The sequence below is a fragment of the Opitutus sp. sgz309028 genome, assembly GCF_059821195.1.
In genome coordinates this window covers 1,148,764-1,173,112 of the sequence record NZ_JCAMRR010000002.1, presented here as the reverse complement: position 1 = coordinate 1,173,112, position 24,349 = coordinate 1,148,764, and the positions used below count along the sequence as shown (strand labels likewise).

Genomic DNA, 24,349 nt, shown 5'->3' with positions numbered 1-24,349 from the left:
CCTATCGATTAGGTATATCCCCCTAGAAGTCGACCCTATTTTGTGCTTATTCACGGATCTCCAGAGACATCGGCGAAAACGCACAAAAAAGCCCCGCCGGAATCCGGCGGGGCACAAAAGCCGAAAGGCTTACGGGTTGGGACCGCTCACTAGTCCCCCGTGGCTGTTGTTGTAGGCGTCGAACCAGTCCTTCGCCCACGTCAAATACGAGGAGCTGTAGCTGGCTTTGTTTTTCAACACCCACTCTCCCCAGTAGATGAAGCAGTAGGTCAACGTTTCGCTGCCTCCGATATAGGCGCCGCTGGCGTAATTGTATTCGGACCCCACCAATTGCTTCGCCAGCAGATCCGCCGCCGCCGAGGACTTGCTGCTCAAGATCGAAGTCGCGGTGTTCATCGTCAGGCCCGCAAACGGATCGAGCGCCAGTGAACTGACCGTCGCCGTGTAGCTTTGCAGCGCCGCTTTGCTGACTTGGACGCCGTTCGTTTTTCCCGCGAGCGCTTTGTCGATGTTGTTCTTCCAGAAACCGATGCTCATTCCCTCGGCAGCCTGCTTACGAATCGCCTCGAATTTCAGGCCGAAGCCGATGTTCGCAACGGTCACGGGAGCGGCTTGGACGACGATCGGCACTTCGTTGATCGTCGTCGGAGCGAGCCCGTTGATGGCGGCGGCCACCACGACATAGTTCCCCGCGGGCACCGACGTGAAGCTATACTGCCCGCTGGCGTTGGTGACCCCCGAGCGCACCTGCGCACCGGACGACGTCAGCAACTTGACCGCGACCGATGGGAGGCCCGGCTCGCCCGCGGAGCGAACGCCGTCAAAATTCGGATCGAAGAACACCGTGCCCGCCACCGTCTGATTTTGAGGCGCGACCACCGAAACCGGTAGGCTGCGCTCGGCGACCGCCGTCCCGACCGCATCGGTGGCCGTGACCGAAATCACATAGGTCCCGGCCGTGCTCACGACAAACGAAGCGCTGCCGTATCCAAGATTGCCCGACGTCGTGTAAGTGACGGCGATCGGCTGGCCGTTGATCGTGGCCGTCATCCCCGTGATGGTGCCGCCGGAATAATGGCTGGTGCCGGTGAAGGTGAGATTTACCGTCTGGCTGGCGCCCTGCTGAATCGTGTAGCTGGCACCCGCGAGTGGCGTGTCGATCACCACGGTCGGCGGCGGCAACGGCTGCGTCTCGACCACCGTGAACGTCACGGACGTGGACACCCGGATCCCGGAACTCAAGCCGTAGGCCGTGAGCGTGTGCGTGCCGGGAGCGACCGAGGACAACGTGCCGGTGCTGACGGCGGACACCGTTCCCAATCCAGCGGTGGCCGCGATCGCGACCGGAGCGCCGTCCAATTCCGCCCAGACCTGGTCGACCGTGAAGGCCGCGGAGGTCGTCGTGTTGAACGCGAAAGGAATATCCAAATCCGGCGTGCCCACTTCGCGCGTGAACACGTCTCCCGCCGCAGGATCGGTGATGACGATCGCCGGCACCGGCGTGACGACCTTCACCGTAAAATATGTCGTCGCCTCGGCAGTCCCATAAGCGTTCTTCGCCACCACCTTGAGCTGGTGCGTGCCCGCCGACGTGAAGTTGAAGCTGGTGCTGCCGGACGCCGTCAACGTGTTTAGGCCCGAGGCAGCGAAGGTGACCGGTTGACCGTCGATCGTCGCCGCCAAGCTCGTGATGCCACTCAAGAGGCTGTTCGCTGTAAACGTGAAGGGAACCGTGGCCGGAGACTGCCCGAAATAATGAACGTAGTCCGAGCCTGGCGTCGGTTGATGAATCACCACCGCGGGCGGCGGCGCGGTTTGCGCCACCACGAAGAGACTCGAGGTCGTGCTGGTGCCGAGGGCATTGGTCGCCACGGCCCGAATCGTGTAAATGCCCGGCGTCGAAACTGGGTAAGTCGTCACGCCCGAAGTGTCGGCCGTGCCCAATCCAGTCAAAGTCACTCCCAGAGGGATCTCGGACAAAATTGACGTGCCGCTCTCATCGACGGCGGAAAGGTAAGCCTCCAGCTGCAGCACCGGAGCGGACGCGCTGGCCGCTCCACTCACCCGGATCGAAACCGGCACCGGCGGCTGGCCGAGGACGTGCGTGAACTCTGCTCCGTCCAGCGGAAGGTCGATCGCCACCGCCGGCGGTGTCAGCCCGCTCGGCAACGCCGCCTGCGCATTGATCCGCGTGCCGTTGTCGACGAATTGAGACGGCCAGCCGCTGGTCTTGATCCAATACTTGAACGTGCCGTCGTCCGATCCGAGCGGAATGTCCGTCGTGACCCGCACCGTTTGCGCCTCGCTCGGCCCGGAGAACGTCAGCACGTCCTTCGCCGCGCCCGAAACCGGATCCCTGAAAGTGATATAAGTCGCCGCCGTCGCCTCATCTACGCCCGCCGGCGTTTCCTCCACCACCAACACCATCGCGATGGCAATCGTTCCTCCGGAGAAATTCGCCGGCGAGGTGATCGTCAGATCGTAAAAGGTGTGGAACGGTTGCGTGCCCTGCTGCTGCTGCGTGACCGCCGGATTATAGACGACGTAATTACCGGCGACAGGGGGGCCAAATTGAGCCCACGCGGACGACGTCCCGCAAAGGGACGCGATCAGCGCGAAGAGAAACAGCCACTTGGTTTGCGGAAAACGGGGGCGCGTCGTCATGATTGAAGGGGACGACGCCAAACTAGGAGTTTCACCCTAGAAGTCTATCGGAAAATTTCCGATCCCCTAGGGTGGCTGCTAGCCGCTATTCATCAATCGCTAACGAGATTAGCGAGGAACTTAACGTCCAATACCGTGGGCCCTAAACCCTAGCTGCCTCAGCTCTTCCAAGTTCAGAATGTTTCGGCCATCGAAGACAAAGGCGGGCTTTTGCATGCCGGCGTAAATCTTCGCGTAATCGAGCTGCTTGAACTCGTCCCATTCCGTGACGATCGCGAGGGCATGTGCGCCCTCGGCCGCCTCGTAAGCGCTCTTGGCGATCGTCAACCGCGGATCGTCCGCGCCGCCGTTGAGCACGTCACGCCGGATCTCCGCGGCGGATACCTTGGGATCATAGACCACCACCCTCGCCTGTTCCGCCAGCAGATCGCGGCAAATGGCGATCGCTGCGGATTCACGCGTGTCGTTCGTATCCTTTTTGAACGCAAATCCGAGCACCGCGATTTTCTTATCGGCCACGGAATTGAACAACGAGCGAACGATCTTCGACGAAAACCGGCGCTTCTGCCAGTCGTTCATCTTGACCACGTTTTCCCAGTAGCTCGCGACTTCCGGGAGGCCGAAGTGGTCGCACAAATACACCAAGTTGAGAATGTCCTTCTGAAAACAGGAACCGCCGAATCCCACCGACGCTTTTAAAAACTTCGGCCCGATCCGCGAATCCTTGCCGATGGCGTGCGCCACCTCGTCCACATCCGCACCGGTCGCTTCGCACAACGCGGAGATGGAGTTGATCGACGAGATGCGCTGCGCGAGGAAGGCGTTCGCGACCAGCTTTGAAAGTTCCGAAGACCAAAGATTGGTGGTGATGATGCGGTCGCGCGGCACCCACCGTGCATACACATCAACCAGCTTCTGCAGCGCGATCTCACCAGTCGGCGTGCGCTCGCCGCCGATCAACACCCGATCCGGCTGCTGCAGGTCGGCGACCGCTGTCCCTTCCGCCAAAAATTCCGGATTCGACAACACCTCGAATTTCACGCCCCGGGTGTTGGCCGAGAGGATGTCCTTGATCGTCTCCGCCGTTTTCACGGGGATCGTGGACTTTTCCACGATGATCTTCGGCGTCGTCGCCACTTCCGCGATGGTGCGCGCCACCGATTCGATAAAGCGCAAATCCGCCGCGCGGCCAGACCCCACGCCATACATCTTCGTCGGCGTATTGACGGCCACAAATATGATATCGGCTGCTTCGATCGCCCCGCGCACGTCGGTCGAGAAAAACAGGTTTCGGCCCCGCGCCTCGCGGACAACCTCGTCGAGGCCCGGTTCATAGACCGGCAGCGCGTCCGAGTTCCAGGCAGCGATGCGTCCCGCATTCATATCGACGACCCGGACTTCAATGTCAGGCGCCTTCAGCGCGATCATAGCCATGGTGGGGCCCCCGACATATCCGGCACCGATACAGCAGATCTTCATATATAATTTCCTGTTATTTCGTTTGTTGGACAGATCCAAGGCGATTCTGTAAATCGCGCGCTAACGACCACAAAAAAAGCGCGGTGTTCACCGCGCTTCGTTTTTTACGTGTTGCCGGGGTTTACGCCGGGCTGGGCGCCGGCGTCGCGCCACCAGGCGCGAGTCCATCCGGCAGCGGCGATTTCGCCTGCGGCTTCCGGCCGGCCCCCTTGTCATCGTTCTTCGGCGAGGGCTCGCGAATGATCTGGGAGCGGATTTCGCCGAACTGCAGCAGCTCGAGCACGTGCTTGCCTTCGATCGTCTCGTGCTCGAGGAGCGCGGCGGCGATCTTGTCCAACACGTCGCGACGACTGACGATGATGTCGGTCGCGCGACGATACTGCTCGTCGACGATCCGGAAAACCTCCGCGTCAATCTTCCGCGCCGTCTCTTCCGAATAGGTCTGGCTGCGGGTGATTTCGCGGCCGAGGAAAACGGTATCGGAGCTCTCGCCGTAGGCGATCATGCCGAGCGGGCTCATGCCCCAATCGCACACCATGTGACGCGCGATCTTGGTCACCTGTTTGATGTCACCCGCGGCGCCGCTCGAAACGTCACCCATCACCAATTCTTCGGCAATGCGGCCACCCAGGCCCATCGCGATCTGGTTCAACATCCGCTTCATGGCGTGCGTGAGCACGTCCTTCTTGGGGATGAACATCGTGCTGCCGAGACTCTGGCCGCGCGGAATGATCGTGACCTTGTGCACCGGCATGTGGCCGTCATCGAGCACCGCCTGCACCAGCGCGTGTCCAGCTTCGTGATACGCCGTGAGCTTCTTCTCCTCGTCGTCCATCACACGGCGCCGTTCGCGGCCGAACTGGACCTTTTCGCGCGCATCGTCGACGTCGATCATCTCGACCTTCTTCTTGTTGCGTCGCGCGGCCAGCAACGCCGCTTCGTTGAGCAAATTGGCGAGCTCGGCGCCGGACAGGCCAGGCGTGCCCCGCGCAATCACGGCAAGGTCGACGTTCTCGGCGAGCGTGATTTTGCGCGCGTGCACTCGCAGGATCTGTTCGCGGCCGATGAGGTCGGGCAGATCGACGTAAATCTGGCGGTCGAAACGACCCGGGCGCAGCAGCGCGCTGTCGAGCACGTCGGGACGATTCGTCGCCGCAATGATAATGACGCCTTCGGTCGTGTCGAAGCCGTCCATCTCGACGAGCAAGGAGTTCAGCGTCTGCTCGCGCTCGTCATTGCCGCCGCCCAAGCCGGCTCCGCGCTGGCGGCCGACGGCATCGATTTCGTCGATAAAAATCAAACACGGTGCGCTCTTGCGCCCCTGCTCGAACATGTCGCGGACGCGGCTGGCGCCGACACCGACGAACATTTCCACAAAGTCGGAACCCGAAATCGAGAAGAACGGCACATCGGCTTCGCCCGCGACCGCCTTGGCCAGCAACGTCTTGCCGGTGCCCGGAGGGCCCACCATCAGGATGCCCTTCGGGATTTTGCCGCCCATTTTCGTGAATTTCTTCGGATCCTTCAGGAATTCGACGACTTCGCTGATTTCCTCCTTCGCCTCGTCGCAACCGGCGACGTCCGAAAACGTGACTTTGTCGCGATCGCGCGTGAGCAATTTCGCCCGGCTCTTGCCAAAACTGAGCGCTCCCTTTCCGGCCTGACGCAGCTGTCGGACGAAAAGGAAATACAACAGGCCGATAATGATCAGGAACGGCACCACTTGCGCCGCGATCTGCGTGAACAGCGTCGTCGCCGGCTGCTCCACGAACGCCTGCGACTTCTGCAGTCGCTCCATGTTGGCATCCGTCAGCCGGCCGGCCGCGCGAAACTGATGCGTTTCGCCCCGGTCACTCTGCAACACCACGTCTTCCTTCGTCTCGCCGCTGATGACCACCCAGTCGCGTCCGCCGGACGTATCCGGGTGGATCACACCTTCGCGAATCTTGCCTTGCTCGGCGAGCTCGACGACGCGCTGGATCTTCAAGTTGGCCGGAGAATTGAGCCGTGCCGGCGAAAGGAAAAGCAGCGCCAGGGCCGCGAGGAAAAGCGCGAAAAAGAAGATCAGCACCTTCGGCTGAAAGCGATCGGGCGGCATGTTCTTCAGCGGACGGCGCTTCTTCTTGTTGTCGAGTTCAGGCATCTCTTGAGAGTGGGATAACAGCGCAACGTGGATGTTCCGGGGGTATAAGTCAATTGGAGCGCCTCTGGAATCCCTTCCTTTTTTTCGCGGAGTCGCGCATAAGCTGCAGTTTTCCGCGCCGGATTTCCGCAAACGTTCCCGGTCCCAGACTCCGTCGCGTTTCCCGCTCGAGTTCCACGTCCTGCAGCAAAACGCCGAACGCCGCTCGCGACAACGCGCTCTGCGCGAAATTCCGCCCGAGCCACAGATGCACTGCCCGACGCACGACCGCGCGCGGCTTGCCGCGGATACGCGACAGCCTGAGCGCGCCGCGCGCATCCAGCGGCGCCAGCTCCGCAACCCACGCGTTCAGCGCCGCATCGTCTTCTTCCAGCAACTCCCGCGACAGCGCCGCGCCCGCGAGCGCATCGCGATCTCCATTCGCTGCGCGCCAGCGCGGGACCACGTCGAGCCGCATCCGATTGCGCAAATACTTCCCGCTTTCGTTCGTCGCGTCCTGGCGCCAGCCGATACTGTTGCTCCGCAACGCCGCCTCGATCTCCCGCTTTTCCAACGAAAGCAGCGGTCGCAAATGCACCCGGTGGGCGCCGATCGTCTGCACCGGCCGCGGCGCCGCCAATCCGCCGGTGCCGCTGCCCCGCGCGAGGCGCATCAGCATCGTCTCGACTACATCATCTTTCTGCTGACCGAGCCAGAGCGCCGTCGCGCCGAACGCACTCATCTCGCGTCCGAAAAACGCGAACCGCGCCGCGCGCGCCTCCGCTTCCGCCGCATCGTTGCGCGCCTCCGCCCAGCGACCGCCGCGAAACCGAATCCCGAGCGCCTTGCTCACCCGCCGGCAAAACGCCGCATCGGCCGTCGATGCCGCCGCCCGCAACCGGTGATCAAAATGCAGCGCGATCAACCGCGCCCGCTCGCGTGGCCAGTGCGCCCAGAGCAGCAGCAACAACGCCACCGAATCGGCCCCACCCGAGAGTGCGACCGCCCAGGGCCGGCGCGAATGCGAAGCGTCCGCCCAGCGCACCACGTCCGTTTGCAGCCGTTCACGCGGGATCGCCGTCCCGAGTTTCAGCGCCGCTCGCGTCCATTTGTTTTCGACGGACATTCCTCATTCGAGCCGGCGCCGCGCTCGTCTCAATGGAACGACAAATACTCCTTGCCGAAATACGGCACGAGTGCGGCCGGCAGCTTCACGCGTCCGTCCGCCTGCAGGTTGTTTTCCAACAAAGCCGCGAGCACGCGCGGCACGGCGAGGCCCGAGCCGTTCAACGTGTGCACCAGCTCGGGCTTGCCCGCCTCCTTCGAACGAAAACGAATCTGCGCGCGACGTGCTTGAAACGCCTCGAAGTTCGAGCAGCTCGAAACTTCGAGCCAGCGCTTCTGACCGGCCGACCAGACTTCGAGATCGTATTTCTTCGACTGCGCAAAACCAAGATCGCCGCCACACATCAGCAGCACCCGATACGGCAGCTCGAGTTTCTGCAGCAGGCGCTCGGCATCGCCGCGCAGCTTGTCGAGTTCCTCGTAGCTGGTGTCCGGATGCACCCACTTCAACAGCTCCACCTTGTCGAACTGGTGAAGACGGTTCAGTCCGCGCACGTCCTTGCCATAGCTGCCCGCCTCGCGGCGGAAGCACGGCGTGTAAGCGCATCGATAGATCGGCAGCGCCGACTCCTCGACGATTTCGTCACGGAAGAAATTCGTCAGCGGCACCTCGGCCGTCGGCACCGCATACAGATGATCCGGCGTCGTCTCATACATCTGGCCTTCCTTGTCGGGCAACTGCCCCGTGGCCGTGGCGCTCGCCGCGTTCACGAAAATCGGCGGGCTCACCTCGACGTAGCCGGCCCGCGCATTCTCATCCAAGAAGAAATGCAGCAGCGCCCGGACGAGCCGCGCGCCATGGCCGACATAAAACGGAAAACCCGCGCCGGTCACTTTCGCGCCCCGCGCAAAATCGAACAGCCGGTCGAAGCCCGGAATCTCCCAGTGCGCCATCGCGTGCGGACGCGCCGCATCGACGTCGCCGTGCGTCGCAAACACCACGTTCTGCTCGGGCGTGCGCCCTTCCGGCACGCTCGCGTGCGGCAGGTTCGGCAGCGAGAGCATCGCGCGGCGAAACCGTTCCTCGGTTTCCTTCAACTGCGCGTCGCGCTCCTTCGCCTGCTGCGAAACGGCCTTCATCTCCGCCACCTTTGCCTGAAACTCCGGCGTGCCCTTCGGCATCGCGGCCATCGCCGTATTCGCGGACTTCAATTGCGCGCGCAGCGATTCCACTTCCTTCAAGTGACTGCGCCACTCGGCGTCGATCGCGATGACCTCGTCGAGGTTCACGTCGAGATGCTTGCGGGCGATGGCGGCACGCACGAGCTCCGGCGACTCACGGACTAGTTTGGCGTCTAACATGGAACGTCCAGCTATGCAGAGGCCGGCCCTTCGAACCAGCAAAATTCCGCCAGTGCGGCCGTCCGCGCGGCGCCCGGCGAGTTTCCGTTCGACAGCCCCGCGTCGCTCCGCTCCATCCTAGGCGAACGCCTCCACCCGTCTTGCCGCCGCCGAATCACAACGCCGCAGGCCTCGAAACCCAAGTTCAGTTCTCCCGGCGCGCGCTCTGTATTTTCGCCATCCTGCTGGTGGTGCCGTGGCTGATCGTCGCCCTGTGGTTCGCGTTTCCGCAGTTGAATGTCCGTTCCACCGCGACGGCTGGCTCACCGTCCGCAGATAACGAATACATCTTCAACGCCCGTCCGGGCCCGTGGGGAGACCTGCTGTTTTCGCGCATCCTGATCGAGCCGCCCGACGAGTTCGCCGAGCCGGCGATCGACGACCAGCCGTTGGCGCCGTGGACCTTTCCCGGTTATTCCGAAGAAATGCTCGCCGCGCTCTGGCGCGAGTCCGGGCTTCCGCCCGAGCAGATTGCGACGCTGGCGCACGCCACGTCGGCGACCGCCGACGCGCTCGTCGTCCACCCCCCGCCTGAGGTCGTGATGACGATGAACGCCGCGACGCGCGCGAAGATCTATTCCGTTTTGTCACAGTGGGAGGTCAATCTCGCGCAGGCGGAGCCGTTCCGCTTCCGCGCCGATTCGGAGGACGAATGGTTCGCCGACAGCCGCCTCAGCCCCGCCACCCTCGCGCTCGTGAAACCTCTGCTTTACCGTCGCGGTAGTTCGCTACTGTTTTCCGATTATCCTTATCTGCAGCGATTGGTTCCGTCGCGCGAGGAGCGCCGGTTTCTCCTCAAAACCCTTGCCCGCAAAGCGACGTTACTGGTGCGGCTGCGATTGAGTCCGTCATCGGACGTCGCGACGATCGCCCGTTACTGGGAACGCGGACCGCGGCGCAAGGCGATCGCCGCATTGCTGGAATCCGTCTCGAACCGGCCGCAGGGGCTCACGATCGACATCGCCCATTTGATGCCGCAGTTCGCGCGGGCCCATCTTTTCACCTACCCGGCTCCCGCCGCGCCGGGCGTGAACGCCAACCGCGATTGCCACTGGAGTTCGCTGAACTTTTTCAACGACGATCCCGACGAACGCTTCGCCGACACGGGATTCGTCAAACGCACGCTCGAAAACGATTATCGCCCCGTCACCGACCGGCCGCTGCTCGGCGATGTTTTGGTTTTCACGCGACCGGATGGCGGTGTGATTCATTCCTGCGTCTATGTCGCCGACGACATCGTGTTCACGAAAAACGGCGGCTCCGAGGCGATGCCGTGGATCCTCATGAACCTGGCCGACGTCGTCGCCTTCTACCCTTCCGATCCCGCGCTCACGATCCAGGCTTACCGGCGCCAGGATCTCCCGCCGTGACGCGACGTCAGCGCCCTTTCGCCAGGCGCGCAGTCGCGCGCTGGAAACGCTGATAAACCTCGCGCGCGGTCAACAGTTTCAGGTCCCGCACCGGCGCCTGCACGACGACGTTCGTCGGCGCGTTCAACGGATACGGACCGCACACCCGCGGATCCGTCGGGCCAAAAATCGCGAGCGTCCGCACGCCGAGCGCCGCCGCCAGATGCATCGGGCCGCTGTCGTTCGAAATCACCCAGTCCGCGCGTTTGATGAGCGCCGGCAGCGACACGAGACTCGTGTTGCCCGTGAGGTTCAGAAACTGAGCCGATTGGAATGAACCGCGATCGTTGAGCGCCGTGGTCCCCGCCCAGATCACCTTTCGCGTGCGATCCGCGCGCAGGATCATCTCGGTGAGCAGCTTGAAGCCTCCCCAGCGTTTCTCCGCCCGCTGCGCATCGGGAAACATCACGATCGGTCGCGAACCGCCGCGGCCGGTCGCGAACGAGAGATTCAGCTTGTCCACCGCGCGAAACTTCAGCGTGCCCCTCAACTCCGGCTTCGCGCCGAGCACCGGGCAGAATTGCAGCAGGATATCGATCGCATGGCTCCGGCGTCCTTCCTCCGGGAGGGGCACTTTCTCGTCGTAAAACATGCCGGAGAACTCGCGCGCATCGGAGCGGCCCACCTTCCGCTTCGCCTGCACCCGCGAGGTCATCAATCCGGTCCGCAGCAGGCCTTGGAAATCGAAGACGAAATCGAATTTCGTTTTCCGCACCTCGCGCACCAGCTTCATGAACGCTTTCGCGCCGCCCTTGCGGTCGAAAACGTAAACACGGTCCACCGCGGCGCACGCGCTCACCAGCGGCGCGAAGATGTCACGCACGATCCAGGAGATCTCGAGATCGTCGCACTGCGCCTTCATCGACGTCGCCACCTGCAATCCATGCACGATGTCCGCCAGCGCCGAGGGTTTGATGATGAGCAACTGCCGCATAGTCGATCGACCCGCAGGACCGCGGGAGCGGCTAAGCTTCAGGCCCGCTCGTGAAATGCAAACGCGAATCGCACCACGGGCCGATTTTCACGATCTCTTCCCGTTCCCGCGTCAGCTTCGCGCGCACAAATCGCGGAGCGCGCGCAACACTTCGGCCGGCGCGAGCGCCGTCAGTTTCCCGTCCGGCGCCACGACTGCGGAATGCCGCGGCGACTCCAGCGGATACGGCCCGAACCGGCGCGGCGAGGTCGGCCCGAAGATCGCGAGCACGCGATTTCCGCACGCCGCGGAAAGATGCATCGGGCCGCTGTCGTTGCCCACGAACACCGACGGCTGCCGGACGAGCGCGATCATTTCCTCGAGCGAACAGCCCGTGAGATTCAACACGCGCTCCGGCGCCATGCCCGCCGGCGTCGGCTGCGGTTTCCCCGCGCACCATGCGATGCGGCTGCCTTCGATCGTATCCAAAATCTGGTGCATCAACGCCTCGAAATGCGGCCACATCTTCCCTTCCCCGCGGCTGTCGGTGAAAATCACGAAGGTCCGCCGCGGGTCGCCCGAGAAAAAACCGCGCCAGGGAAACGGCGCATCCGGCGTGAGCTCCAGCGGGAACTCCCGCGGCGCCGCCACGTTCAGCGTATCCAGAAACGGCCGCAGCACTTCGATCGCGTGAAACGGCCCCTCGCCCGCCGGCCGCGCCACGCGGCGGTTGTAGAAAAAGCCCGCGCCTTCGCGCGCATCCGGCCGGCCCCATTTCTGCCGGCTCCGAGCGGCGGCGGTCATCAGACCCGAGCGCAACAGTCCCTGCAAATCCCACACGAAATCGAATTCCTTTCGATTCAACTCGCGCAACAACCGCCAGAACGCCGGCCATCCGTCGCGGCGCCGGAAAATGATTGTCTCCGCCACGAAGGGCGCCGCTTTCACCAACCCGGCGAAGCGTTCGCGCACCACCCAGCTCACCTGCAGGTCCGGCCGCGCTTTGGCTGCCGCCTGCACGACTTGCAGCCCGTGCACGATGTCTCCGAGCGACGAGGGCTTGATCACGAGGAGGCGCTTCATCCGCAAAAATGCGCAGGCTTGTGTCCGCCCCGCTTTCGTTCAACTCAATTTGCCTCCATCATGACTCCCTCCGCTGCGGAAATTGCCGCTCTGCAAAACACTCTCACCGCCCGCTGGCACGAGACGCCGCCCGCCGCCACCGGCGCCGGCTTTCCGCTGCTCGTGCAGCAGAACCATCTCCGGAATTTCCAGCTCTGGCACGAGGAGGACATCGCCCGCCGCGACGATCTCGGTTTCGAAGCGGTCTACCGCGCCAAGCGCAACATCGACCGTTTCAACCAGGAGCGAAACAACTTCATTGAGGAAATGGACAAGGCGATCGTCGCCGCGCTGCAGCCGCCCACCGAGGGCTGTCCCCGAAATTCGGAGACACCCGGCATGATGATCGACCGGCTCTCGATTCTTTCGCTCAAGGAATTCCACATGCACGAGGAAACCCAGCGCACCGAGGCGACGGCCGAGCACCACGCCAAATGCGGCGAGAAACTCGCGCGCATCCGCGTCCAGCGCGCCGACCTCACCCAGTGCCTCGCGGATCTGCTCGCCGACATCGCCGCCCGCCGCCGGACGTTTTCCGTCTATTTCCAGTTCAAGATGTATAATGACCCCGCGCTGAATCCGCAGCTCTACCGCCACGCGGCCAAAGCCTGATCCCGGCATGGGCCGCCCGAGCGAACGCACCCGGCTGTGGCTGCCGCAACACTGGCCGACCTGGTTTGGCCTCGGCGTCTTTCGCGCGCTCAGCCTGCTGCCCTGGCCGGTGCAACGCGGTCTCGCCCGCGGACTGGGCGTTTTCTTTTATCACGTCGTGCCGGTCCGCCGGCACGTCACGCTCGTAAACCTGCGGCTGTGTTTCCCGGAAAAATCCGCCGCCGAGATCCGCGCGCTCGCGAAACGCCACTACCAATCGCTCGCGCTCGGCCTCTTTGAAACCGTGGCCGCATGGTGGACGCCGCCGGCGCGTTTGCCGCGTCACCGTTTGATCGGACGCGAGCACCTCGAGCGCGCGATCGCCGCCGGCAAAGGCGCGGTCGTGCTCACCGCCCATTTCACGACACTCGAACTCTGCGGCCGCTACATGAGCGAGGAGTTTGCGATGGGCTGCCTCTACCGCGATCCGAACAATCCCGTCCTCGCCGCGCAAATGAAGATCCAGCGGCACAGCCACATGAAGATCGCCGTGCCGTTCGACGATCTGAAAGGTCTCATCCGCGCCCTTCGCGCCGGCTGGGCGATCTGGTATGCGCCCGACCAGGGCAAGCGCAGCAAGATGAGCGAAATCCTGCCGTTCTTCGGCGTGCCCGCGATCACCAACACCGCGACGAGCAAACTCGCGGAAATGACGGGCGCCGCCGTCGTGCCTTACTTCGCGAAACGGGAAGCCGATCACAGCTACACGCTCACGATCCTGCCGCCGCTGGAGAACTTTCCCACCGCCGACGCAAGCGCCGACGCCATCCGCGTCAACCAGCTCATCGAGCACCACATTCGCGAAGCGCCGGAGCAGTATTTCTGGGTCCACAAGCGCTTCAAGGCGCGCGGCCCCGGCTATCCCGAGGTTTACTGAGCATGGCGTTTCCCGATCCGCGGCCGCTCCGGCTTCTCGTCATCCGGTATCGCTTTATTGGTGACACCGTGCTCGCCATTCCCGCGCTGCGGAATCTGCGCCGCGCGTTTCCCCAGGCGAAGATCGACGTGCTCGCCGAACCCGTCTCCGGCGACACCCTCGTCCACTGTCCCTACAAGGATGAAATCGTCTACTTCGCTCCGCGCGCGAAGAAGGCCTCGCCGCATCCGCGGTCGCTGCTCGCCTGCGCGCGGCTGCTGCGCGCCCGTCGCTACGATCGCGTATATATTCTGCGGCGTTCGTTCTCGAGCGCGATCCTCCCGCTGCTCGCCGGCATCCCGCACCGCGTCGGTTTCAGCACCGAGGGCCGCAGCTGGCTGCTCCAACGCAGCACGCCGTATCCCGGCAAGCACGAGGTCGAATGCTTCCTCGACGTGCTGCGCGCCGATAGTATTCCGGTGACGGATACATTCAACGAGAACTGGAGCGATCCGTCGGTCGACGCCCGCGTTCGCGCGCGGCTCAGCGACACCGGCCGCCGGCGCGTCTTCGTTTGCGCGAAATCCGTTTACCTGCCCAAAGACTGGTCGCCGGAACGCTTCTCCGCAGTGATCGACTGGCTGATTCGCGACCGGAATTGCGAAATCCATTTCTGCGATTCGCCCGGCAACGCGTCCTACTACGCCGAGATTCTCGCCCGTCTGCCGGAGTCGCTGCGCGCGCACTGCTACGACTGGAGCTGCGACTTGCCCATCCGCGACGTGAACTCGCTGTTCCGTGTCATGGATCTCGCGCTCGGCATCGACACGGGGCTCTTGCACATCGCGGCGTCGTTTCACGTCCCGATCGTCGCGCTGTTCGGCCCGCTGGAGCCGTGGCGCTGGCATCCATGGGACACGCCGCACACGATATTGCGTCCCGACGACTTGTCCGGTCAGCAACCGCTGCTGCGTGTGAGCGTCGACGAAGTTCAATCCGCGCTCGATCGTTACCTCGCCCCTCCGACCTGATTTCTCGATGTCCCCGGCTTCAACTCCTCCGCTGGTGGTCCGCTTCGGCGCCTTCGGCGACATGGTCCTGATGATCCCGATCCTGAAGCTGCTCGCCGCTCGTTTCGGCCAGCCGTGCGATGTCGTGTCGTCCGGTCCCTGGACCGATCCGCTCCTGCAGCGCGTGCCGGCGGTGGGCCAGCGTTTTTATCTGACCAGCCGGCGCGCGCCGTATTGGTTCAATCGCAGCCAGCGCGAACTCGTCGCGTGGCTCCGCCGTCGCCCGCCCGGCCCCGTCTTCGTTTTCGAACCCGACGAAAAACCGCTGTGGCTGCTCCGTCGCGCCGGCATCGGTGCCGGGTGGATCTGCACGCTCCGCGATTTTCCGCGCCAACCGGCCGAACATATTCTCGCGCACATGCTGCGACTGGGGCGCGCAACGCCCGCGGCGCTGCCCACGTATGCTGAGACGGCGAATCTTCCGGCTCCTGACGCGCGCCCCACCCTCACCGACGAAGATCGTCGCGATTGCAGCGACTGGCTCGCGCGGCGCGGGCTCGTTGGCGGACCGCTCGTGTTGATCCAGGCCGGCAACAAGAAAACGATGAAGGGCGGGAATCGCCGCCGCGCCACGAACGTCGCCTACTGGCCTGAAGCCAACTGGGCGCAAGTGATCAACGCCGTGCGCGAACGGCTTCCCGACGCGTTCGTTGTCTTGTGCGGCGCGCCTTCGGAACGCCCGCTCGCCGAGGACATCGTGGCGTTGTTGCCCGCTCCGCGCGATCGAGTGGCGATCGCGACCGACGACCTGCCGATTCCGCGCCTGCTGGCGCTGCAGGAACGCGCGCACAGCCTGCTCAGCGTCGACACCGGTCCCGCCCACTCCGCGGCCGCGATGGGCTGCCCGCTGGTGGTGATGTTTACCCGCCACCCCGCCAAGTCCGTCGATCTCTACGCGCCGGTCCCGACGACGGCGCCGGTGAAGATTGTCCAAACCGAAGCGCGCGACGACCTGACGCTCGCCGGCATCGCGCCCGCGCAGTTGATTGCCGCCTGGCGCGAGCTGGTGCGGCTTTGAAAATCGCGACGGTGGATTGGACATTGTCGAACCGTTGCGCCATGGCAGCGTCTTTCCGCACCACGCGATGCCACTGCTGACGGTCACCGATCTTCGCACCACGTTTCACACCCGCACCGGCGTTTACCGCGCCGTCGACGGCGTGAGCTTCGCGGTCGAACGCGGCGAGACGCTCGGCATTGTCGGCGAGTCCGGTTCCGGGAAATCCGTGACCTGTTACTCGCTGATGGGCCTCGTCCCGCAACCACCTGGTCGGATCGAAAGCGGCACGGCGCTTTTCGATGGGATCGACCTCCTCCATTGTCCGCCGGCACAAGCCCGCACGATCCGCGGCAAACGCATCGCGATGGTTTTCCAGGATCCGATGACGTCGCTGAACCCCTACCTGCGCGTCTCGGAGCAGCTGATCGAACCGCTGCGTATCCACGATTCCATTTCACGAAAGCAGGCACTCGCCCGCGCGCTCGAGATGCTCGAGGCTGTCGGCATCAACGATGCCGCGAAACGCATCCACCATTATCCGCACGAGTTCTCCGGCGGCATGCGCCAGCGCGTGATGATCGCGATGGCGCTCATTACCAAGCCGGAACTGTTGATCGCCGACGAACCGACCACCGCGCTCGATGTCACGGTGCAGGCTCAGATCCTCGAGCTGATCAGGACGATGCAGCGCGAGCTCAACATGGGCGTGATCTTCATCACCCACGATCTCGGCGTCGTTTCCGGACTCTGCGATCGCGTGCAGGTGATGTATGCCGGTCGGATCGTGGAAACGGCCGACACGCGCACGCTGTTCTACGCGCCTCGTCATCCTTACACCCGCGCACTGCAGCGCTCGATTCCCGCGCTGCAGCCCAAGGGCGCCGAACTCTATACGATCGCCGGCACGCCGCCGGATTTGTCGAAGCCGCTCCCGGGTTGCCCGTTCGCGCCGCGCTGCGAGTTCGCTCGGGAAAAATGCGTCACCACCCCGGCACGGCTTGTCGAAACCGCGCCCGGTCACGCCCACGCGTGCCTGCGCGCGCAACTCGGAGAAATCTAGATCGCGATGGCCGACCGCCCCATTCTCGAAATCAACGACGTGAAGACGCACTTCCCCGTGCGGGAAGGTTTCTTCAAGCGCCACGTCGGCACCGTCAAAGCGGTCGACGGCGTGACGTTGTCCGTCGCCCGCGGCGAGGTCCTCGGGCTTGTCGGCGAATCCGGCTGCGGCAAATCCACGCTCGCGCGCACGATCATGCAGCTCGTTCCGACGACCGCCGGCACGGTCGTGCTCGAGGGACGAAATCTCACCTCCGGCTCGGCCGACGCGCTTCGCGACGTTCGTCGCGATCTGCAGATGGTGTTTCAGGATCCGTATGCATCGCTCAATCCGCGCATGACGGTGTTCGCGACGCTCGCGGAACCGCTGCTTGTCCACGGCCGCTGCCCGAAATCCGAAGTCACCGCGCGCGTCGCCGAGCTGATGAACCAGGTCGGCCTCGCGCCGCGCTTCATGCAGAAATATCCGCATGAGTTTTCGGGCGGACAACGCCAGCGCATCGCGATCGCCCGCGCGCTGGCGCTGGACCCGAAGGTCATCATCGCCGACGAACCCGTGTCCGCGCTGGATGTTTCCATCCAGGCGCAGATTCTCAACCTGCTCGCGCAGCTCTGCCGCCAGCGGAATCTCTCGATGATCTTCATCGCCCACGATCTCTCGGTCGTGAAGCACATCTCCGATCGCGTCGCGGTGATGTATCTGGGAAAGATCATGGAGCTCGGTCCCGCGGCCGACGTGATCGAGCGTCCCCAGCATCCTTATACGCGGGCGCTGGTCAGCGCGATTCCGACGCCCGATCCCGACGCCGAACGCGCGCCCCAGCGGATCGTGCTCGCCGGCGATCCGCCGTCTCCGCTCAACCCTCCGTCCGGTTGTCCGTTTCACCCGCGCTGCCCTTTCGCCGCGGAAAAGTGCAAGCCTGCCGTTCCCTCCCTACTTCCCGCCGGCCCGGGTCGCGAAGCCGCGTGCGTGCGACTCGACGAGATCGGCGAACCGTGAAACGGCCGCGCATCGCAGAAGCGGAATCGCCGTCTCAGGCCCGTCCGCTGCGCGCCGGCGGCTCGTCGTAAATCGCGACCACTTTTCCGCCGGGTTTGAGCCAACGTCCGGCAAGCCCGCGCGCGCGATTCAGCGCATCGTGGCGCGCAGGGGCGGCAACTGTCGCAGCGCCTCGTAGCACGCGACGCCCGCGGCGGTGCTGAGGTTCAGCGAACGCAGCTCCGGATTCGCATGCGGGATCCGCACGCGCTGAGCGTCTCCCATTTCCTGATGCAGCCACTCCGGCGCGCCGGCGCTCTCGCTGCCGAAGAGCAGACCGTCGCCATCCGCGTAGGCCACATCCCAGAACGTTCGTTCCGCGCGCGTGGTGAAAAGCCACAGCCGCTGCGGCGCGCGCGGGCTGGCGCGAAACGCCGCCCAGTCCGCATGCTCGTGCACGTCGAGCGACTTCCAGTAATCCATGCCGGCGCGCCGCAGGTTGCGGTCGTTGATCACATAACCAAGCGGGTGGATCAGGTGGAGACGGCTGCGCGTGAGCGCGCACATCCGGCCGATATTTCCCGTGTTCGGAGCGATCTCGGGTTGAAACAGGACAACGTGCAGCATCGGACCATCATCAATTCGCTGCTATAAACGGGGCAAGCGCGGGTCGTGGATTGCATTCGCGTGGCGTTTCCCGCAAGGTCGCGGCTCCAGTTTCGTGAGCCCTTCCCGCAGAGCGATCGTCATGGTCGACGACGAGAAATCCTACGTCGATCTCCTCGCGCACATGCTGGCCGAGAATCTCGGCTGTCCCGTGCTCGCCTTCACGCGGCCGCTCGATGCGCTGCACGCGCTGCGCGATGCAAATGTCGGTGCGGTGGTGACGGACTATCACATGCCGCAGATGGACGGCTTCGAGTTCGTGCGCCGCGCCGCGGAGCTGCAGCCGCGGGTGCCGTTCATCATGATCAGCGGGCACACGATCGATCCCGACGGCGACGATTTCGGCGCCGACCGGCCGCTGCGTGCGCTGCTGGCGAAACCTTTTGGCTGGCGGCGGCTCGCCGAGGAAATCGTGCGCCACGCGCCGGAGTTTGCGGCGAATCTCGATCGCGCCGCCGGCGGAACCGCGTCCGCCTGACTCAGCGGCGAAACGACTTCATCGCGCGATCCACGTCGCGCAGCTCGACCTTCTTCTTCAGTGTTTCGCGCTTGTCGAAGAGCTTCTTGCCGGTGCAGAGCGCGACCTCGACCTTCACCAGCGCGTCCTTGAAATACATCCGCAACGGCACGAGCGCGCGGCCGCCGCTGTCGAGCGCCTGCTGGATCTTGCGGATGTGATGACGGTGGAGCAGCAGCTTGCGGATGCGTTTGGCGTCGTGGTTGTGGATGTTGCCAAACGCGTATTGCTCGATGTGCGCGCCGTGGAGCCACACCTCGCCTTTTTCGACGCGGCCGAACGCATCGTTGATCTGCGCCCGGCCGGCACGGATCGATTTCACCTCGGTGCCGCGCAGCTGGATACCGGCCTCGAAGCGCTCATCGACGAAGTAATCGCGCAACGCTTTCGCGTTGCGGATCTCCGTGTAGCGGGCGGCGTCTTTCTTCTGGGCGGACATGACGGATATCTATGCACAAAAAAGGCGGCGCCCGCAATCGCGGGGCCGCCCTTTGGAAAGGTGCGGTAACTTAGTTCTCGCCGATCTCGAAGCTGATCTTGCCCTCGATGACTTCGCGGAGCGCAACGTCCTCGGACGAAAGCTTCTCGAGAGACTCGACGAGCGGACGGTTGCCGCGGCGCAGTTGCTTGACGCGGCGGGAAACCACGTTGATCAACACATTCGGGTCGGGAATGACCTTGAGCGCTTCCTTTACGTAATCGTCTCTCATGGTGGGCGTTTCTCTGCAGTGAAAAACGTTGAGAGCTACATCCCCTGCCGGTAGCGTCAAGGGTCAATTTCCCCGCCTCTCCGTCCTTCCCTCGCGCCATGTCGAATGCTTCTTCCGGAAATGCTGCCGCGCCGAGCCTGCTCGTCGGCTGGACCACCTTCTCCCGCCGCGCGGAGGCCGAGGCGTTTGCGGAGGACGTCGTGACCCGAGGCTGGGTGATTTGCGCGCAGATCGACGCCTCCATCGTCTCGATCTACCGCTGGCAGGGCAAATTGGAGCGCGGCGAGGAAGTGCGGCTGACCCTCAAGTTTCTGCCGCAGCACGCCGGCGCACTCGATCGCCATCTACGCGACCACCACCCGTATGAGACACCGGAGTGGATCGTGGTGGCCGCGTCGCACGTGGCAGAAAAATACTTGTCATGGGCCAAGGCCAACCCTAGCACTCCACCCCTTTAGCAACTCGCAACCCTTCCGTTTTCTCGCCATGTCACAGCACAAAAGCCTCCAAGGCATCTCCGGTATCGTCGTTAAGCGCAACGTCCTGAAGCGCTTCGAACGCGTGGACCTCCTCAAGAAGCGTGGTCAATGGAAGGCGGGCGACCGCGTTCAGGGTCTGCGCAAAACCAAGCCTGACGTCTGAGCCGCGCTCTTTTATCTTTTAAGCAGGTCGTTTCGCGACCTGCTTTTTTTGTGTCCAAAATTTTTTTCGACTCATGAGCAGCGAATCCACCACCGTCGCGCCTGCACCGCGTCCAAACCTGCTCAAACGACTTTACGCCTGGGTTTTGCATTGGGCGGACACACGTTACGGCCTCCCGGCGCTGATCCTGATTGCGGTCGCGGAGTCTTCGTTTTTCCCCATCCCGCCGGACGTTCTGCTGATCGCACTGTGCATGGGTGCGCCGAAGCGCGCGCCGTGGTTTGCGATGTGGTGCTCGATCGGTTCGGTGGTCGGCGGCATCATCGGCTACTACATCGGCTACGCCGCCGAACCGCTGGGCCGCTGGATCATCTTCGATTTGCTGCACTATGGCGAAGCGTGGGCAACGGTGGCGGACCTCTACGGGCAAAATGCATTTCTCGCGATTCTCACCGCGGCCTTCACTCCGATCCCCTACAAGGTCTTCACGATCGCCGCGGGCGTGTTTCACGAACAAGTCGGCCTCGGGACGCTCGTGCTCGCCTCGGTGATCGGCCGCTCGGGCCGATTCTTCCTGGTCGCCGGCACGATTTACTTTTTCGGACCGCCGGTAAAGCGACTGCTCGATAAATACCTCGAGCTGTTCACCGTGATTTTCATGGTCCTGCTGGTCGGCAGCTTCGTGCTGATCAAATACGCGTTTTAGGCTTTCGCGCGGCAGTCTTTACTCTCGACAGCGTGCGTGACGCACGCGAATTTCCGGGCGTTCCTTTCCTCTCTGCGGGTGTAGCACAATGGATAGTGTAGCGGTCTCCGAAGCCGTTGATCCGGGTTCGACTCCCGGCACTCGCACCACTTCCGAATCGGCACGGCGCGCTTCAATCGAGCGGCCGGCCGGGACAAAAAAAAAGCGGCGCGAGGATCTCGCGCCGCCGAAAAACAGGAAGATTCCTAGATGTGGATCGCCTCGCCCATCGCGGCGGCGGCAGCTTCCATCACCGCTTCGCTCAAGGTCGGGTGCGCGTGGATCGTCTGGTGGATCTCCTCGATCGTCGCCTCGAGCTCGATCGCGAGACCGTATTCGGCGATCAGCTCCGTCGCTTCCGAACCGATGATGTGCGCGCCGAAGATCTCGCCCGTCTTCGCGTCGCTGATCACCTTCACGAAACCTTCGCTTTCGGACGAGGCGACCGCCTTGCCGGAGGCCGTGAACGGGAACTTGCCGACCTTGTAGTCCAACTTCTTTTCCTTCGCGGCTTTTTCCGTGAGGCCGGTGCTCGACACCTGCGGCTGGCAATAGGTGCAGCCGGGGAAATTCTTCACGCGCTCCGGCTTGCCGTGGCCGAACATGCCGTTGACCGCGTTCACCGCCTCGAAGGTCGCCACGTGCGCGAGCCACGGCGGCCCGATGATGTCGCCGGCCGCGTAAATGCCCTTCACGTTGGTCTGATAATCGTCGCCGACCTTCACGTAGTTGCGGTCGAGCTCCACCTTCAGATTGGCTCCGAGCACGCCTTCGATGTTGGCGACGACGCCGATCGCGGACAGCACGGTCTCGACTTCGATCTCCTCGGTCTGGCCGTCCTTCACCAGATTCAACTTCACCGAGTCTTTGCCGACGCGGAAGTTCTCGCATTTGGTGGCGGTCTTGATCGCGATGCCCTGCTTCTCAAACGCGCGGTGCAGCACTTTCGAAACCTCCTCGTCCTCGACCGGCAGGATCTGCGGCAGCATCTCGACGAGGGTCACCTTCGTGCCGAAGGCGTTGTAGAAATAGGCGAACTCGACGCCGATCGCACCCGCGCCGACGATCACGATCGACTTCGGCAGCGACTTGGCTGCGAGCGCCTCGCGCGAGGTCATCACGCGCGTGCCGTCGACCGGCACGTCCGGGATGCGGCGCATCTTGCAGCCGGTCGCGATCAGGATGTTTTTCGCCTTGAGGAACTTTCCTTTGTTCTCCCCGTCGACGATCTCGACCATGCCGGCAGCGGGCACGGTCGCGCGGCCGATGATGTAATCGACCTTGTTCTTCTTGAAGAGAAACTCGACGCCCTTCGCCATCTGGCCCGCGACGCCGCGGGAGCGCTCCATGACTTTCGCGAAGTCGAAGCTCACGTCCTTCACCGACAGGCCGAACGTATCCGCTTTCTTGATCTTCTGGTAGAGCTCCGCGCTCTTGAGCAACGCCTTCGTCGGGATGCAGCCCCAGTTCAAGCAGGTCCCGCCCGCGCGCTCCATTTCGACGCAGGCAACCTTCTTGCCAAGTTGCCCGGCGCGAATCGCGCCCGCATAACCCGCGGGACCGCCGCCGACGACGACCAGATCGTATTCGATTGTTTCAGCCATGATGGGAAAAGGTGGACTTTGGCCCCACCGTCGCCGCACCGCCAGATGCGGTCAAACGGAATCTCCGCTCCGGCGCGCGCCTCGACCAGACCTCAAATATCGATGACGTCGTCGCTCTTCCCGCGCGAAGCCGGCGGTCGCGGCGGCTGCGCGCCACCGTCCCTCGTCCGCTTCGCAAATCCGCCCAGCAGGAAATTCGTCAGACTCACGATCAACGCACCGCCAATCGCGGACCCGAAACCTGCCACGTAAAAGCCGTCGACCAGCTTCCCGACCAGCATGAACAACAAGGCGTTGATCACCACGATGCCGAGCCCCATCGTCAGCACGATGAACGGCAGCGTGAACAGCACGAGCAGCGGACGCAGGATCGCGTTGAAGAAACTCAACAGGAGCACGACGACGAACAGCGTGCCAGCGTCGCGACACTCGATTCCGGGCAGCAGTTTCTCCGCGAGCACAACACCGATCGCCAGCACCGCCCATCGGATCAGAAGTTGAGTCAGTCCGCTCATCGAATGGCTTCACTGTCCCCCCGCGGCTCGATCCCGCAATGAAAATCCTCCTCGTGCAGGATCGTCTGCGGAGCGGCGGCACCGAGCGTCAAAGCGTGCTCCTGGCCAACGCCTTCGCCGCCGTCGGCCATACCGTGACGTTGCTGACGTTTCGACCCGGCGGCGTGCTCCGCCCCACGCTCGCGCCCGCCATGCGTCAAACGATCCTGCAACCGCTCGATCTCGGTCTCGACTGGTTCGCACCGGGCTTGCTGCGCCACAGCTGCCGGTTCGATCCCGACGTGATTCTCTGCATGGGTCGCATGGCCAACTGCTACGCTGGCAGCCTGCAGCGCCGGAATCCTCGCGCCGCCGTGATCGGCACGCTGCGCACCGGCAAGTCGCTCCCGTTTCTCTTCCGCCGCTCGCTCGCCGCCGTCCGCCACATCGTCGCCAACAGCCGCGAAGCGCGCGATCTCCTCGTGCAACGCCACAGGCTGCCGCCCGCGAAGATCAGCGTTATCCACAACTCGCTGATTTTCCCCGACGCCGGCCGTGCCACGCCCGCCGATCGCGCCGCCACGCGCGCGCAACACCACGCCACGCCCAACACCACCGTGCTGCTCTGCGTTGCGATGCTCCGGCCCGAGAAACTCCAGCGCGAGTTGATCGAGATCGCCGCCGGTCTTCCCGCCGCGCTCGACTGGCAACTCTGGCTCGCCGGCGACGGCCCCGCGCGCGCGGCCTGCGAACAACTCACGCACGAAAAGGGCCTGACGGACCGCGTGCGTTTTCTCGGTTTCGTGCGCGATCCGTCCGCACTTTACGCCGGCGCGGACATCGCCGTGCATGCGTCCGCGAGCGAGTCGTTGTCGAATTTCTTCATCGAAGCCCAGGCTCACGGTCTGCCGTGCGTCGGCTACGCCGCGCAAGGTCTCGGCGAGACGTTTCTGCCCGGTCGCACCGGCTGGGTGATTGCCCGTGATGATCGCGACGCGTTTCGCCAGCGGATTGTGACGCTCGCCGCCACGCCGGAAAACGAACGCGCGCAACTCGCAGCCGACGCCCGCGACTTCGCCCGCACGACGTTCGATCCCGCCGGTCAGGTCGACGCCTATCTCAAACTTTTCGCGCAGCTGACGCCGTGAAACTTCACCGGCTCCTGACAGCCTGTTGTCAGG

The 24,349-nt window shown here is 63.7% G+C and carries 24 protein-coding genes and 1 tRNA gene; 13 read left to right on the top strand and 12 right to left on the bottom strand.

Annotated features, from left to right (window positions below; all coding sequences use genetic code 11):
* Positions 1-129: 129 nt before the first annotated feature.
* The 5 genes from AC6RV7_RS10605 to serS all read right to left on the bottom strand — a co-directional run bounded on the left by AC6RV7_RS10605 (position 130) and on the right by serS (position 8,692).
* Entirely contained in the window at positions 130-2,664 is a 2,535-nt protein-coding gene (locus tag AC6RV7_RS10605) for an SdrD B-like domain-containing protein (RefSeq protein ID WP_500093946.1), read from the bottom strand.
* Between the two features lie 120 nt (positions 2,665-2,784).
* A complete protein-coding gene (locus AC6RV7_RS10600) occupies positions 2,785-4,143 on the bottom strand; it encodes a UDP-glucose 6-dehydrogenase (RefSeq protein ID WP_500093945.1) in 1,359 nt (452 codons plus the stop codon).
* A 121-nt stretch (positions 4,144-4,264) separates the two neighbouring features.
* On the bottom strand, positions 4,265-6,286 hold the full coding sequence (gene ftsH, locus AC6RV7_RS10595) for an ATP-dependent zinc metalloprotease FtsH (protein WP_500093944.1): 2,022 nt from the start codon (positions 6,284-6,286) through the stop codon (positions 4,265-4,267).
* Between the two features lie 49 nt (positions 6,287-6,335).
* Positions 6,336-7,391: a tRNA lysidine(34) synthetase TilS gene (gene tilS / locus AC6RV7_RS10590; protein WP_500093943.1), complete on the bottom strand. Its 1,056-nt coding sequence runs from the start codon at positions 7,389-7,391 to the stop codon at positions 6,336-6,338.
* Between the two features lie 29 nt (positions 7,392-7,420).
* Positions 7,421-8,692 (bottom strand): serine--tRNA ligase, encoded by a 1,272-nt coding sequence (gene serS / locus AC6RV7_RS10585; RefSeq protein WP_500093942.1) that lies wholly within the window; start codon positions 8,690-8,692, stop codon positions 7,421-7,423.
* Between the two features lie 140 nt (positions 8,693-8,832).
* On the opposite strand from serS, the gene AC6RV7_RS10580 reads away from it, so the two are divergent.
* Positions 8,833-10,101: a hypothetical protein gene (locus AC6RV7_RS10580; protein ID WP_500093941.1), complete on the top strand. Its 1,269-nt coding sequence runs from the start codon at positions 8,833-8,835 to the stop codon at positions 10,099-10,101.
* A 7-nt stretch (positions 10,102-10,108) separates the two neighbouring features.
* On the opposite strand, the gene AC6RV7_RS10575 is transcribed toward AC6RV7_RS10580, so the two are convergent.
* Together AC6RV7_RS10575 and AC6RV7_RS10570 are read right to left on the bottom strand one after the other, a co-directional pair.
* Entirely contained in the window at positions 10,109-11,074 is a 966-nt protein-coding gene (locus AC6RV7_RS10575) for a glycosyltransferase family 9 protein (protein ID WP_500093940.1), read from the bottom strand.
* 111 nt (positions 11,075-11,185) lie between these two features.
* Positions 11,186-12,136 carry a glycosyltransferase family 9 protein gene (locus tag AC6RV7_RS10570; RefSeq protein ID WP_500093939.1) on the bottom strand — a complete coding sequence of 317 codons (951 nt, stop codon included), beginning with the start codon at positions 12,134-12,136 and terminating at the stop codon, positions 11,186-11,188.
* A gap of 60 nt (positions 12,137-12,196) precedes the next feature.
* Between AC6RV7_RS10570 and AC6RV7_RS10565 the strand changes: the two genes are divergently transcribed.
* The 6 genes from AC6RV7_RS10565 (at position 12,197) to AC6RV7_RS10540 (ending at position 17,811) form a co-directional block, all read left to right on the top strand.
* Complete coding sequence (locus AC6RV7_RS10565) at positions 12,197-12,787, top strand: DUF4254 domain-containing protein (protein WP_500093938.1); 591 nt, start codon at positions 12,197-12,199, stop codon at positions 12,785-12,787.
* A 7-nt stretch (positions 12,788-12,794) separates the two neighbouring features.
* The gene (locus AC6RV7_RS10560; RefSeq protein ID WP_500093937.1) at positions 12,795-13,703 is read left to right on the top strand and encodes an LpxL/LpxP family acyltransferase; all 909 of its coding nucleotides are present in this window, start codon (positions 12,795-12,797) and stop codon (positions 13,701-13,703) included.
* A 2-nt stretch (positions 13,704-13,705) separates the two neighbouring features.
* Positions 13,706-14,713 carry a glycosyltransferase family 9 protein gene (locus AC6RV7_RS10555; protein WP_500093936.1) on the top strand — a complete coding sequence of 336 codons (1,008 nt, stop codon included), beginning with the start codon at positions 13,706-13,708 and terminating at the stop codon, positions 14,711-14,713.
* Positions 14,714-14,720: 7 nt separating this feature from the next.
* Positions 14,721-15,770, top strand: coding sequence for a glycosyltransferase family 9 protein (locus AC6RV7_RS10550; RefSeq protein ID WP_500093935.1), 1,050 nt, complete (start codon positions 14,721-14,723; stop codon positions 15,768-15,770).
* Between the two features lie 67 nt (positions 15,771-15,837).
* Positions 15,838-16,812 (top strand): ABC transporter ATP-binding protein, encoded by a 975-nt coding sequence (locus AC6RV7_RS10545; protein WP_500093934.1) that lies wholly within the window; start codon positions 15,838-15,840, stop codon positions 16,810-16,812.
* A 6-nt stretch (positions 16,813-16,818) separates the two neighbouring features.
* Positions 16,819-17,811 (top strand): ABC transporter ATP-binding protein, encoded by a 993-nt coding sequence (locus AC6RV7_RS10540; protein WP_500093933.1) that lies wholly within the window; start codon positions 16,819-16,821, stop codon positions 17,809-17,811.
* Between the two features lie 129 nt (positions 17,812-17,940).
* Here AC6RV7_RS10540 and AC6RV7_RS10535 read toward each other — a convergent pair whose 3' ends face one another.
* Positions 17,941-18,417 (bottom strand): tRNA (cytidine(34)-2'-O)-methyltransferase, encoded by a 477-nt coding sequence (locus AC6RV7_RS10535; protein ID WP_500093932.1) that lies wholly within the window; start codon positions 18,415-18,417, stop codon positions 17,941-17,943.
* Positions 18,418-18,511: 94 nt separating this feature from the next.
* Here AC6RV7_RS10535 and AC6RV7_RS10530 point away from each other — a divergent pair, with 94 nt between their 5' ends.
* Positions 18,512-18,934, top strand: coding sequence for a response regulator (locus AC6RV7_RS10530; RefSeq protein WP_500093931.1), 423 nt, complete (start codon positions 18,512-18,514; stop codon positions 18,932-18,934).
* 1 nt (position 18,935) lies between these two features.
* On the opposite strand, the gene smpB is transcribed toward AC6RV7_RS10530, so the two are convergent.
* Entirely contained in the window at positions 18,936-19,412 is a 477-nt protein-coding gene (gene smpB / locus AC6RV7_RS10525; RefSeq protein ID WP_500093930.1) for an SsrA-binding protein SmpB, read from the bottom strand.
* 70 nt (positions 19,413-19,482) lie between these two features.
* Positions 19,483-19,683, bottom strand: coding sequence for a DNA-directed RNA polymerase subunit omega (locus AC6RV7_RS10520; protein ID WP_500093929.1), 201 nt, complete (start codon positions 19,681-19,683; stop codon positions 19,483-19,485).
* Positions 19,684-19,781: 98 nt separating this feature from the next.
* Here AC6RV7_RS10520 and cutA point away from each other — a divergent pair, with 98 nt between their 5' ends.
* The 4 genes from cutA to AC6RV7_RS10500 all read left to right on the top strand — a co-directional run bounded on the left by cutA (position 19,782) and on the right by AC6RV7_RS10500 (position 21,180).
* Positions 19,782-20,141, top strand: a complete 360-nt coding sequence (gene cutA / locus AC6RV7_RS10515) for a divalent-cation tolerance protein CutA (protein WP_500093928.1) — start codon at positions 19,782-19,784, stop codon at positions 20,139-20,141.
* A 28-nt stretch (positions 20,142-20,169) separates the two neighbouring features.
* The gene (locus tag AC6RV7_RS10510) at positions 20,170-20,325 is read left to right on the top strand and encodes a small basic protein (RefSeq protein WP_500093927.1); all 156 of its coding nucleotides are present in this window, start codon (positions 20,170-20,172) and stop codon (positions 20,323-20,325) included.
* A gap of 73 nt (positions 20,326-20,398) precedes the next feature.
* Positions 20,399-21,031, top strand: coding sequence for a YqaA family protein (locus AC6RV7_RS10505; protein ID WP_500093926.1), 633 nt, complete (start codon positions 20,399-20,401; stop codon positions 21,029-21,031).
* Positions 21,032-21,105: 74 nt separating this feature from the next.
* Positions 21,106-21,180, top strand: a tRNA-Arg gene (locus tag AC6RV7_RS10500).
* A gap of 96 nt (positions 21,181-21,276) precedes the next feature.
* On the opposite strand, the gene lpdA is transcribed toward AC6RV7_RS10500, so the two are convergent.
* Together lpdA and AC6RV7_RS10490 are read right to left on the bottom strand one after the other, a co-directional pair.
* On the bottom strand, positions 21,277-22,674 hold the full coding sequence (gene lpdA / locus AC6RV7_RS10495; RefSeq protein ID WP_500093925.1) for a dihydrolipoyl dehydrogenase: 1,398 nt from the start codon (positions 22,672-22,674) through the stop codon (positions 21,277-21,279).
* A gap of 92 nt (positions 22,675-22,766) precedes the next feature.
* Positions 22,767-23,189: a phage holin family protein gene (locus AC6RV7_RS10490; RefSeq protein ID WP_500093924.1), complete on the bottom strand. Its 423-nt coding sequence runs from the start codon at positions 23,187-23,189 to the stop codon at positions 22,767-22,769.
* Between the two features lie 38 nt (positions 23,190-23,227).
* On the opposite strand from AC6RV7_RS10490, the gene AC6RV7_RS10485 reads away from it, so the two are divergent.
* Positions 23,228-24,316, top strand: coding sequence for a glycosyltransferase (locus AC6RV7_RS10485; RefSeq protein ID WP_500093923.1), 1,089 nt, complete (start codon positions 23,228-23,230; stop codon positions 24,314-24,316).
* Positions 24,317-24,349: the final 33 nt, after the last annotated feature.

Excerpts from the sequence above, each read along its gene's own strand:
- AC6RV7_RS10605 (WP_500093946.1), bottom strand. The coding sequence starts at position 2,664 with ATGACGACGCGCCCCCGTTTTCCGCAAACCAAGTGGCTGTTTCTCTTC.
- AC6RV7_RS10600 (WP_500093945.1), bottom strand. The coding sequence starts at position 4,143 with ATGAAGATCTGCTGTATCGGTGCCGGATATGTCGGGGGCCCCACCATG.
- ftsH (WP_500093944.1), bottom strand. The coding sequence starts at position 6,286 with ATGCCTGAACTCGACAACAAGAAGAAGCGCCGTCCGCTGAAGAACATG.
- tilS (WP_500093943.1), bottom strand. The coding sequence starts at position 7,391 with ATGTCCGTCGAAAACAAATGGACGCGAGCGGCGCTGAAACTCGGGACG.
- serS (WP_500093942.1), bottom strand. The coding sequence starts at position 8,692 with ATGTTAGACGCCAAACTAGTCCGTGAGTCGCCGGAGCTCGTGCGTGCC.
- AC6RV7_RS10575 (WP_500093940.1), bottom strand. The coding sequence starts at position 11,074 with ATGCGGCAGTTGCTCATCATCAAACCCTCGGCGCTGGCGGACATCGTG.
- AC6RV7_RS10570 (WP_500093939.1), bottom strand. The coding sequence starts at position 12,136 with ATGAAGCGCCTCCTCGTGATCAAGCCCTCGTCGCTCGGAGACATCGTG.
- AC6RV7_RS10565 (WP_500093938.1), top strand. The coding sequence starts at position 12,197 with ATGACTCCCTCCGCTGCGGAAATTGCCGCTCTGCAAAACACTCTCACC.
- AC6RV7_RS10560 (WP_500093937.1), top strand. The coding sequence starts at position 12,795 with ATGGGCCGCCCGAGCGAACGCACCCGGCTGTGGCTGCCGCAACACTGG.
- AC6RV7_RS10555 (WP_500093936.1), top strand. The coding sequence starts at position 13,706 with ATGGCGTTTCCCGATCCGCGGCCGCTCCGGCTTCTCGTCATCCGGTAT.
- AC6RV7_RS10550 (WP_500093935.1), top strand. The coding sequence starts at position 14,721 with ATGTCCCCGGCTTCAACTCCTCCGCTGGTGGTCCGCTTCGGCGCCTTC.
- AC6RV7_RS10545 (WP_500093934.1), top strand. The coding sequence starts at position 15,838 with ATGCCACTGCTGACGGTCACCGATCTTCGCACCACGTTTCACACCCGC.
- AC6RV7_RS10540 (WP_500093933.1), top strand. The coding sequence starts at position 16,819 with ATGGCCGACCGCCCCATTCTCGAAATCAACGACGTGAAGACGCACTTC.
- AC6RV7_RS10535 (WP_500093932.1), bottom strand. The coding sequence starts at position 18,417 with ATGCTGCACGTTGTCCTGTTTCAACCCGAGATCGCTCCGAACACGGGA.
- smpB (WP_500093930.1), bottom strand. The coding sequence starts at position 19,412 with ATGTCCGCCCAGAAGAAAGACGCCGCCCGCTACACGGAGATCCGCAAC.
- AC6RV7_RS10520 (WP_500093929.1), bottom strand. The coding sequence starts at position 19,683 with ATGAGAGACGATTACGTAAAGGAAGCGCTCAAGGTCATTCCCGACCCG.
- cutA (WP_500093928.1), top strand. The coding sequence starts at position 19,782 with ATGTCGAATGCTTCTTCCGGAAATGCTGCCGCGCCGAGCCTGCTCGTC.
- AC6RV7_RS10510 (WP_500093927.1), top strand. The coding sequence starts at position 20,170 with ATGTCACAGCACAAAAGCCTCCAAGGCATCTCCGGTATCGTCGTTAAG.
- AC6RV7_RS10505 (WP_500093926.1), top strand. The coding sequence starts at position 20,399 with ATGAGCAGCGAATCCACCACCGTCGCGCCTGCACCGCGTCCAAACCTG.
- lpdA (WP_500093925.1), bottom strand. The coding sequence starts at position 22,674 with ATGGCTGAAACAATCGAATACGATCTGGTCGTCGTCGGCGGCGGTCCC.
- AC6RV7_RS10490 (WP_500093924.1), bottom strand. The coding sequence starts at position 23,189 with ATGAGCGGACTGACTCAACTTCTGATCCGATGGGCGGTGCTGGCGATC.
- AC6RV7_RS10485 (WP_500093923.1), top strand. The coding sequence starts at position 23,228 with ATGAAAATCCTCCTCGTGCAGGATCGTCTGCGGAGCGGCGGCACCGAG.